Origin of the sequence: Pantoea pleuroti, from assembly GCF_014156615.1 — a bacterium.
Taxonomy (GTDB): domain Bacteria; phylum Pseudomonadota; class Gammaproteobacteria; order Enterobacterales; family Enterobacteriaceae; genus Pantoea; species Pantoea agglomerans.
This window is the reverse complement of record NZ_SBFD01000024.1, coordinates 1-232: the sequence shown is the minus strand read 5'-3', so window position 1 is coordinate 232 and position 232 is coordinate 1. Positions and strand designations below refer to the sequence as shown.

Below are 232 nucleotides of genomic sequence, written 5' to 3'. Positions count from 1 at the left end.
AAAGGCGTACCTCAGTCGGACAGCTTTGCGAAGTACGCCGCGGCTTTTTTTAATATGTCCCGTTCGTCGGTAACCCGCTTCAGCTCTTTCTGGAGACGGCGGATCTCGGCCTGAGCATCTGACTCTTCTTTATTAGTGGAAGAATCTGGACCGTACTTCTTTATCCAGGCGTAAAGGCTGTGGGTGGTGATATCGAGACGTGTTGCAACGCTGGCAACAGAATAACCGCGAT

Annotated in this window: 1 pseudogene; it reads right to left on the bottom strand. The window is 51.3% G+C overall.

What is annotated here, in order from left to right:
• Nucleotides 1-232 (bottom strand): annotated as a pseudogene (locus EPG66_RS23130) (transposase); the annotation flags it as partial.